The organism is Streptomyces sp. NPDC050743 (assembly GCF_044456925.1).
In the GTDB taxonomy this organism is placed as follows: domain Bacteria; phylum Actinomycetota; class Actinomycetes; order Streptomycetales; family Streptomycetaceae; genus Streptomyces.
The window spans coordinates 1-9,500 of the sequence record NZ_JBITGJ010000177.1; the positions used below are offsets into that span (position 1 = coordinate 1).

6 protein-coding genes and 2 pseudogenes are annotated in these 9,500 nt (G+C 68.5%); 6 read left to right on the plus strand and 2 right to left on the minus strand.

The features are described from left to right. The 4 genes and pseudogenes from ACIBJF_RS49725 to ACIBJF_RS49740 all read left to right on the plus strand — a co-directional run. A pseudogene (locus ACIBJF_RS49725) lies at positions 1-129 on the plus strand (IS5/IS1182 family transposase); the annotation flags it as partial. 606 nt (positions 130-735) lie between these two features. Further along, positions 736-1,356 carry a hypothetical protein gene (locus ACIBJF_RS49730; protein WP_399184503.1) on the plus strand — a complete coding sequence of 207 codons (621 nt, stop codon included), beginning with the start codon at positions 736-738 and terminating at the stop codon, positions 1,354-1,356. 10 nt (positions 1,357-1,366) lie between these two features. Next, positions 1,367-2,587, plus strand: coding sequence for an RNA-guided endonuclease InsQ/TnpB family protein (locus ACIBJF_RS49735; RefSeq protein WP_399184504.1), 1,221 nt, complete (start codon positions 1,367-1,369; stop codon positions 2,585-2,587). A 74-nt stretch (positions 2,588-2,661) separates the two neighbouring features. Continuing rightward, positions 2,662-2,776, plus strand: a pseudogene (locus tag ACIBJF_RS49740) (ATP-binding cassette domain-containing protein); the annotation flags it as partial. An 8-nt stretch (positions 2,777-2,784) separates the two neighbouring features. Here the strand turns inward: ACIBJF_RS49740 and ACIBJF_RS49745 are convergent. Then, entirely contained in the window at positions 2,785-4,266 is a 1,482-nt protein-coding gene (locus ACIBJF_RS49745) for a SpoIIE family protein phosphatase (RefSeq protein WP_399184505.1), read from the minus strand. 404 nt (positions 4,267-4,670) lie between these two features. Continuing rightward, positions 4,671-5,729: a zinc-dependent alcohol dehydrogenase family protein gene (locus ACIBJF_RS49750; protein ID WP_399184506.1), complete on the minus strand. Its 1,059-nt coding sequence runs from the start codon at positions 5,727-5,729 to the stop codon at positions 4,671-4,673. A 424-nt stretch (positions 5,730-6,153) separates the two neighbouring features. On the opposite strand from ACIBJF_RS49750, the gene ACIBJF_RS49755 reads away from it, so the two are divergent. After that, complete coding sequence (locus ACIBJF_RS49755) at positions 6,154-7,044, plus strand: LysR family transcriptional regulator (protein ID WP_399184507.1); 891 nt, start codon at positions 6,154-6,156, stop codon at positions 7,042-7,044. Positions 7,045-7,545: 501 nt separating this feature from the next. Further along, entirely contained in the window at positions 7,546-9,237 is a 1,692-nt protein-coding gene (locus ACIBJF_RS49760; protein WP_399184508.1) for a SpoIIE family protein phosphatase, read from the plus strand. The last annotated feature ends 263 nt before the right edge of the window (positions 9,238-9,500 follow it).

Consider the following 9,500-nt stretch of genomic DNA (forward strand, 5'->3'; position numbering starts at 1 on the left):
GCACGGGCGCCGGTCGAGCGCGGCGTCGCACGACTGAAGTCGTGGCGGATCTTCCGCAGGTCCCGGTGCAGCCCAAATCGAATGACGTCCATCGCCGCGGCCGTCCTCACCCTGGAGCGGCAGCGCTGAAAGAGCTCAGTGACCGACGAGGTCGTTCGCATTTCCTAGATGCATTGATTTCGGATTTCCCAGCGGTATTGCTCACAAGCGTTGTTGACACTCGGCAGCTGCTGAACAGGCGCAGGAGAACGAGCAGTCGCGCCGGCCTCGAGCCTGGATGTGCCGACGGTGATGGAGTCTTCCTTCTGGCGCGGGCGATGATCGCGCCGCTGTCCGCATTGAGGTGGCCCTTTGCCGATGCCCTGGCTCATCCCCACCGTGGAAGAGGTCCAGCAGGTCATCCCGCTCCACCAACCCGTCTGAGCCAAGGCCGACCCCGCCGGCACCGCCAACCGGCACGCGGCCTGCGGCCCTCTCCGAGGACCTACGACACGGCGCCGTAACAGCACGACCAAGGAGCCGACCGGCGCGGTGCACCGCCGGTCGGCTCAGCCGCGCTGCTCGACGCCCCCGGGGATGGCTCCGTCGTTCGGCCCATCAAGGGCACAGGCTGCAACACCGAAAAGGATCAAGCGGAGTCGCCCCACCCTCGCGTTCCGGTACACCTCCGCGCCCCCGGCCGCCTGGCTGACGGCGGTCCCGTACCCCGGCCGCCAGGCCCGGAGGAGATCCCGCATGCGCGTCTTCCTGCCCCTGCCCGCCGTCACCGCCGCCGCGCTCCTGCTCGTCACGGTCACCGGCGCGACTCCCGCCGCGGCAGACTGGAACCCCCACGGCACACCACTGGTCAAGGTGTCCCAGGGCGACCCGTACGCGAAGTGCACCATCGGCGCGAGGTCCCCCGACAGCGTCGTCTACCCGGGCACCGAGGTCGAGCCGTACCTGTCCGTCGATCCGCGCGACCCGAAGCGCGTGGTCACCGTGTTCCAGCAGGACCGCTGGAACGACGGCGGCGCCCGTGGCCTGGCGGCCGGCTGGACCACGGACGGCCACACCTTCCACCGGAGCACGCTGCCGTTCAGCCTGTGCGCCCCCGGCGGCGCGGACTACGAACGGGCCACCGACCCCTGGGTGAGCACCGGACCGGACGGCACGGTCTACGCCGGCGGGGAAGGCGTCGACTTCACCGGGTTCCTCCGAGGATGCCCCGGCCTTCAGGCCGGGGAGGAATCGGACTCCTGCGGAGCGGGGCAGGGACAGCCGGATCGCCGTCGGGGCGATCCGGCGTCCACCCCGCACGGCGGTGATGCCGCCCACGATGATCGAGAGCTCTCAACTGTCGGTCCGCTCGGGTAGGTTCGGATGCATGACGACGGAGGCGACCACGAAGGACGCCGGGCATGCCCGGTACACCTTCCGTGTGCGCCTGTCGAACACGGCCAGGCGCCGGCTCGAAGCCGAGTGGGATCGCTGCCGCTGGATCTGGAATGAGTGCGTCGCGAAGTCCCGGCAGGTCCACGTGCAGGGCAAAGCGGGTGGCGAGAAGCTGACGTGTGGTCCGGGGCAGCTCGACAAGATGCTGACCGAGGCCCGCGGGGCGACGCCATGGCTGGCTGAGGGCGCGAGCGTGCCTCAGCAGCAGGTGATTCGGGACTTCGCCAGGTCGAGGGCGAAGGCGCTGAAGGACATCAAGGACCGGCTTCCCATGCACCGGCGGGCCGGGATGCCCCGCTTCAAGAAGAAGGGGGAGGCGCGGTGCAGCCTCAACTACACGAAGCGCGGTTTCCGCCTCGATGACGGCCGGCTGCACCTTGCGGGCCGGATCGTGCTGAGGGTGGTGTGGTCGCGGGATCTTCCGGCCGACCCGTCGAGTGTGCGGGTGTACCAGGACACGCTCGGGCACTGGTACGTGTCCTTCGTCGTTGCCGCGCAGAGTGAACCGCTCGCCGCCACGGGGCGCGTGCTCGGGGTGGACTGGGGTGTGAAGGAGACCGCCACCACCACGGACGACGCCTACGATCTGCCGCATGCCGAGCACGGCAGGCGGGCCGCGCAGCGGCTGGCGAGGTATCAGCGGATGATGGCCCGGCGGCGGCCTTCGAAGGGACAGCCCGCATCCGCGGGCTACCGGCAGGCGCAGGCGCAGGCGGCGAAGCTGCACAAGAAGATGGCGAGGCAGCGGGAGGACACCGCCCGCAAGTGGGCCAAGTCCGTGATGCGCGGCCACGACGGGGTTGCGGTGGAGGACTTCAGGCCGAGGTTCCTGGCGAAGACGACCATGGCCCGTAAGGCGGCCGATGCCGCCATCGCCGCGACGAAGCGTGCCCTGTGCGAGATGGGCCGCAAGCACGGGCGGGAGGTCCGTCTCGTGCACCCGGCGCACACCACGATGGACTGTGCCACGTGCGAAGCGAGAACCAAGCACGCACTGCCTCTGTCGATGAGAACGTATGCCTGCACCGTGTGCGGAGCGGTGTCCCCCAGGGACAAGAACTCCGCCCGCGTGATGCTGGTCCGGGCAGGTTGGAACCCGGACGGTGCCGAGGGCGTAGGACCACCGGGGCCGCCGGCTCCGGTGGCGGCCTGAGCCGTAGATCCCCGCTCAGCCCTGGAGGGCGACGCATCCCCTCCCTCCAGGGAGGGGAGCCTTCAACGTCCACGAAGTGCCTGCTCGCAGTGATCGGCCCGAGCGGCTCGGGCGAGTCCACACTCCTGACCGCGCTGTCCGGGTTGCACCGCCGATCACGGCACCGTCCTGAATGACGGCCGCGACCTCGACCACCACTAGCTGAGTGCTTGCTCGGCCCAGATGGTCTTGCCTTGGTTGGTGTAGCGCACACCCCAGCGCTGCGCGCAGTCGGCCACGAGGAACAAGCCGCGTCCTCCTTCGTCAGTGGCACTCGCCCGGCGGATGTGCGGAGAGGTGCTGCTGCCGTCGGACACCTCGCAGATCAGGGTCCGGTCGTAGACCAGCCGCAGCTGCATCGGCTCACGGCCGTAGCGGATGGCGTTGGTGACGAGTTCGCTCGCGATCAGCTCCGTGGTGAAGTCAAGGCTCCCCAAGTCCCACTGTTCGAGCTGGTGTAGAACGAGGGAGCGAATGCCGGCGACGGCGGCTGGGTCCCCCGGCAGCTCCCAGGCAACCACTCGGTCGCCGCTGAGCGCGCGTGTCCGAACGACCAGGAGCGCCAGATCGTCCTCAGCCTCCAGGAGCGGCGTCATGGTGTCGACGGTGACCCGCCAGGCCTCCTTGATCGACGGGCCGCTTTGACGCATGGCCCTGCCGAGAAGCCCGGCTATGGCACCGTCCGTGCCGCATGCCCGCACCAGACCGCCGGTGTAGAAGAGGAGGGTGCTGCCTTCGGCGAGCTCCAGGTCAAGCGACTCGAAGACGGGCTCGCCCATGCCCAGGGGTCTGTTGTCGGGGAGTTCGGGGACGTGGACGGATCCGTCCGGATCGGCGATCGCGGGCGGGGGGTGGCCGGCGCTCGCCAGGACGCACCGGCGCGCGATGGGGTCATACACCGCGTAGAGGTACGTCGCGCCGACCAGTCGTTCCGCGAACGGCACAGACCACTTGTTGCCGTGGCCTGCGGCAAAGCGCGACACGATGTCATCCAGCCGAGCAAGCACTTCCTCAGGTGCGAGATCCAGCTCCGTCAGGGCGCGGACGGCGGCAGCGATCAGTCCGATGCACACGGTGGCCTGCATGCCGGAGGCCGGGACATCGGAGACCACAAGAGCGACACGGGCACTGGACAGCGGGATTACATCGGCCCAGGAGCCGTTCACACCCGTGCCACCACGCGCGGGTACGTACGAGCGAGTGATCCAAGCCGCGCTGTGGTCGGGGGCATCAGCGGGCTCCATGCGACTTCTCAGGGCACCCGCGGCGATGCGCTCGCGGTGGTGAAGCGAGTCTTGGACCGCCGTCGGCAGCGAAACGGCGGTCACCAGGATCACCGTCCCCTCGCTACCCGGCACGACCGATGTCAGGGGATAGGCCGCGAGTGTGACGGGCACAGGATGACCCTGCCGATGCGTGAGGACGGCAGCATGACCGAGAGGACCGTCCGCAAAGGCGGACGACAACTGCTGGGGAGCGTCCCAAGGGATCACTGGCCAAAGCTCCGCGACCGGCCGGCCTACGACCTCGGCCGTCTCGTAGCCCAACAGACGCTCGGCCGTCGGACTCCACGCGGACACCAGTCCTCGGGCGTCCACCACGAACGCAGCCGGGCCGTCGGAGAAGTCCGTGGTACGCATGGAGGATGACCCATGCGGGGTGCGCATCTCACCGACCTCGCCGTGCGAGGGAACTCGTACACGATGACGATACGCCGTCGCCGGGTCCGCCACCCTTCCGCCGGCTCCGGCGCCTTTCCACCGGTTCTGTCCGACGTCGCTCGGACAGCGAATCCGACCTGGGCGGGGATGCCCGTCACGCGCTTGACGCCGTCGGGCGTGCGGTCGTGACGGTTGTGCCGGTGCGGCCCCGGCTCGGGAACTGTGCCTCCGCCTCCCCCGTGGCACGTCCACGTAGGACACCGGTGCGGAGCCGGATCGCGGCGCACGGTGGCGATGACCTGGGCGACGTCAGTATCTCCTCCGCCGGCCAGTGCAGCGGCTGCCGCCCGGTGACAGGCTCCGGCTGTGCCGGATACCGCGTGCTACGTGTTGTCGCCGTGCCGGCCGTCTTCGAAGACGAAGAGCGGCTTGGCGCCACGTGCGGGTGTTTCGGCGAGCGAGATGGCTTCGGTGAAGCGTTCGAGCGGGAACGGTCGGCCCTGGGGGATGGTCAGCGCTCCATCAGCGACGAGAGTGCGAACCTCGGACAGCGCGTCCAGCACATCCGCAGGTGAGGCGGTGCCGAACCAGCGGTTCAGCCAGAAGCCACGGACTGCTTTGGTCTCGTAGATGACCGAGCGTGCCTGCAGCGGGATCGTCAGCGCTGCCGGGTCGGTCTGCCGATGGGTGGAGAGCGCGCCGTAGACCACGACCTCTCCTCCCGGAGCCAATGCCTGGGACACCTGGGCACCCACATGGCCCGCGACACAGTCGATGGCCTTGTGGACGCCAGCCGGTCCTGCGATCTCGGCCACACGCTGCAAGAGGTCCTCGTCCTCAGTGCAAATGACCTCGTCACCACCCAGCGCGATGATCTCCTCGACAGCATCGCGTCGCCGCACGACGTTGATCGTCGGAATACCAAGACGCCTGGCCAGCTGAATGACGAGCCGGCCGACGGTGCCGCCCGCTGCCGTCTGCAACAGCCATTCACCCGGCTGTACGTCGAGTTCGCGCGTCACCAGGAGCAGGGCGGTCAACGGGTTGACCGCGAGTTGGCAGGCGTCGGAATCGCTCAGATGATCGGGGACCGGCAAGAGCCTTCGTGTATCGGCAACAAGGTATTCCTGCCAGGTGCCGGCGACATGCGGCCCGGGTACTGCCGGGATTGCAACGTTCACCACCCGCTCGCCGATCTTCAGTCCCTCGGTATCCGGGCCCAGGGCCTCGATACGACCCACGCATTCCATGTTTCCCCCAACAGCGGGAAACTCCGGGGAGAAACCGTAGCGACCGCGCAGCACGTGCAGATCACCGGCGTGAACCGGAGTCGCCTTCACGCGGATCAACGCCTGACCGGCCCCTGGCGTCGGAACGGGCCGGGATTCCAGCCGCAGGACATCGGCAGGCTCGCCGACCTTTCCGGCTACGAGCGCGCGCATGGATTGAGGCATGAGTGACCTTTCGTCTTCTGGACAAGAATGATGCTGGTGCCGGTATCCTCGTCGGGCCCAGGCTCCGGACCATTCCTCTACTCTGAGATTATGAATCCGCTATTTCGGGATCGGTAGTGATCGCAGATATCCCGGCAGAAGGCGAGAAATCCTTCAGACCCATGGAACTCGGGTGACATCCGAGCCACCATCCGGGGCCAATTTGTTTCTTCCATATCGCAGCAGAAATAGCGGGACGGTCCGCGGCTCCGTGGATGATCCTCTTGAAGACCCCGGCCATTTTTCACCCTCCCGTGGAGGTTGTTCTTCCAACAGAATCGCCGGACTGAACAGGCGCTGTCCAACGAAAGTCAGAGACTGCCGCCATCTCGCTGAGAGATACCTTGGGGGCTTGCCGAGGGATACTCGGAGGGTGGAACTGCGCCAGCTGGAGTACTTCGTCGCCGTCGCCGAGGAAGCGAACTTCACCCGTGCCGCCGCACGGCTGCACGTCGTCCAGTCCGCCGTCTCCACCACGATCAAGAACCTCGAGCGAGAACTCGGCGTGCCGCTGCTGGAACGCACCCCCAGACGCGTGCTGCTCACCGATGCCGGTGCTGCACTGCTCCCCCGCGCCCATGCCGCTCTCGACGCCACCCGGGAGGCCGCAGACGCGGTGGCCGAGGTCCGCGGCGGACTGCGCGGCACACTGCGGCTGGGCGCGATAACCACGGTTGGGCTCATCGACCTCCCTGTGTTCCTCGGTGAATTCCACCGGCGTCATCCCGGCGTGTTCCTGCGGACCTGCGCCGCCGCCTCCGGCTCCCAGGGCCTGGTCGACGCCCTCCTCGAACGGCGGCTCGACCTCGCCTTCGTCTCGGGGCCCGGACCGCACCCGACAGGCATCACGCTGACCGACCTCGCCACCTCGGTTCTCGACCTCGTCGTACCGGCCGACCATCCGCTCGCGAAACGCCGCACCGTGTCGATCACCGAACTGACCGGCCTGGACTTCGTCGACTTCCCCGTGGGCTACAGCAACCGGACCGTCGCCGACCGGGCCTTCGCCGCCGCCTCCGTCCCCCATCGCGTCGCCATCGAGATCACCGACCTCACCACCGGCGTGGCCTACGTCCGAAACGGCCTGGGCGTGGCCCTGCTGCCACGGGTCGCCCTCGGCAAGGGACAGGACGTCGCCACGCTGACCGTCGACGACGCCGACCTGGAATGGCGGTTCTCCCTGGCCGCTCCGTCCGAACGCACGCCCGGTGCCGCGGCACGTGCCATGATCGCGATGGCGCACGAGTTCATCTGGCGCGGGTGAGCATCGCCTCAAAGGGCGTTGTCACCTTGCCGGTTGGGCGGATGCGTGACAGCGCGTCGAAGCATGGTGTCACCGGGATCCAACGGCAGGCCACGAGGCATTCCAGGAGCGATCGTCTCTGCAACACGTCTGCAGCACGGCGAACCGGTCAGAGCAGCAGCAACCAGAGGCCGACTGCGCGAGGAGCTGGAGTGGGTCCTGGTGGGATGTGCCAGGGGCTGCGGGTCACGGGTCTGCGCCAGCATCGGTTCCACCGACCGTCGCGGCACCATACGCCCGGTCTACGACCGGGACACCGGCCCCGCGACTGGGAAGGAGCGGTCGCAGGTCCGCGCTGCGCCGACGCCCGCCCACATGTGGAGAGGTACGCAATCAGCCGTTGAGCGTGTCTGCGAGAAGCAGGGCGCGGTGCACGCCTGCAAGCATCACCCCTGTCCCAAGGGGAACCCCGTATGTGCAGGGCGTGGCCAGCACATTTGCTTCGGTGAGGGGAGGCAGGCCGTGACGGGACATAGCGACTCCCAAGAGGCGGTTGTCAAGGCTCTGCACGCCCTCGGAACGGGTGCTTACCTGGCGGACGAGCAGGGTTCGATCGTCGCCGTCAACACCCGCGGCGTAGAGCTCCTGGGCCGATCCGCCTCGGAACTGGTCGGCCAGGACGCCCACGACCTGCTGCATCGCAACAGCTGCGGGGAACCGGTACCGAGGGCCCAGTGCCGGCTGAGGGAGAGCATCCTGGCCGGGCGCACGGAGCAGGGCGACGACGTGTGGGTCGAGCGCGGCGATGGAACGCTGCTGCCGGTGGCGTGGCTGGCCACTCCCTGCGACATCGGCGTCGGCATCCGCCCGTCGGCCACACTCGTCCTCTTTCACTCCGCTGGACACTCCGGGCGGCCCGCCCAGCGGCCACCTGTCGGCGGGCGGCTGTCGGAGCTGGAACGGCTCACGCTGCTCGCCGAGACGACCACCCTGCTCACCTCCACCCTGGACATCCACGAGGCGTTGCGCCGTCTGATCGGCCTTGTCGTGCCCCGCCTCGCCGACTGGGCCGTCATCGATCTGATCGGTGAGCGGGACGATGTGTGGCGCTTCGCCGTCGCCCATGCCGAGGGCGGCACCGTGGTGTTCCGTGAGGACCTCCAGGGGCCCATGCCGCCCGTGCCGGAGGAGTCCTCGATGCCGCTGTCCCGCGCCCTGCGCGGCGTCGCGTCCTCCCTCGCCGGGCCGGAGACCTATCAGGGCCCGCCCGATTCCGGCATCGCGCTGGAACAACGGCGCCTGTTCGAGACGACCGGCATGCACTCGGCAGTCCTGGTCCCCATCCGCAGCCTGCACGCCGTACTGGGCGCCCTCACCCTCGGGCGCGCCGACCAGCCCGAACGGTTCACTGGCGGTGACATCGTCCTGCTGGAGGACATAGCCCGCCGCGCCAGCTTCGCCCTGGAGAACGCCCGCCTCTACCAGCGCCAGCGCAAAGTCGCCGAGACCATGCAGCGTCATCTGCTGCCGAAGCTCCCGCGCACCGCCAACTGCGGCATGACCGCCCGCTACCTGGCCGCGCCGGACGCCTCTGAGGTCGGCGGCGACTGGTACGACGCGTTCATATTGCCGGACGGCGCCACGGCCCTCGCCATCGGCGACGTCGTCGGTCACGACCTGGACGCGGCAGCCGGCATGGCCCAGCTGCGCAACATGCTCCGCGCGTACGCCCTTTCCCAGCAGAAGCCGCCGAGCAAGATCGTGGAATGGCTCGACGAGGCGATCCTCGACATCGCGGAGGTCTCCATGGCCACGATGATCTTCGCTCGCATGACGGAGAACGACGCCGGCCAATGCGAGCTGTCCTGGACCAATGCGGGCCATCCGCCTCCGCTGCTCGTCACCCACGAGGGTGCGGCCCGTTATCTGACCGACGGCCACGGGATCCTGCTGGGCGTCGCGCCCGAACAGGTCCGCCCTGACGCGACGGTGCAGCTGCCGCCTGAATCGACCCTGCTCCTCTACACCGATGGCCTCATCGAGTCCCCCGGCCACGTCCTGGACGAGGGCCTGAACCGTCTACGCCGGCATGCCGCGTCCCTCGCCCACCACACCCTGGAGTCCTTCACGGATCACTTGCTGGCACGGGCGCGACCACCGGACAACGACGACGACGTGGCCCTGCTGGCCGTACGGCACATGTCATCCCCCTGATCGACGGCTCGTGTAGGCGTTCCCCGCGTGCCCGAAGCGGGCGAGCGCTGACGGGGAATCTGGCATGGCACCGCTACGTCACAGGTCAGCAAGTCCCCGCTCGGGAGCAGCCCGCGTACGCGATCTTCCAAACCAGTGCCGTTCAAGACAGCGGCAGCGTAGGCATCATTCACCGGGTTCCTCCGAGGATGCCCCGGCCTTCAGGCCGGGGAGGAATCGGACTCCTGCGGAGCAGGGCAGGGATAGCCGGATCGCCGTCAGGG

Excerpts from the sequence above, each read along its gene's own strand:
- ACIBJF_RS49745 (WP_399184505.1), bottom strand. The coding sequence starts at position 4,266 with ATGCGTACCACGGACTTCTCCGACGGCCCGGCTGCGTTCGTGGTGGAC.
- ACIBJF_RS49735 (WP_399184504.1), top strand. The coding sequence starts at position 1,367 with ATGACGACGGAGGCGACCACGAAGGACGCCGGGCATGCCCGGTACACC.
- ACIBJF_RS49730 (WP_399184503.1), top strand. The coding sequence starts at position 736 with ATGCGCGTCTTCCTGCCCCTGCCCGCCGTCACCGCCGCCGCGCTCCTG.
- ACIBJF_RS49750 (WP_399184506.1), bottom strand. The coding sequence starts at position 5,729 with ATGCGCGCGCTCGTAGCCGGAAAGGTCGGCGAGCCTGCCGATGTCCTG.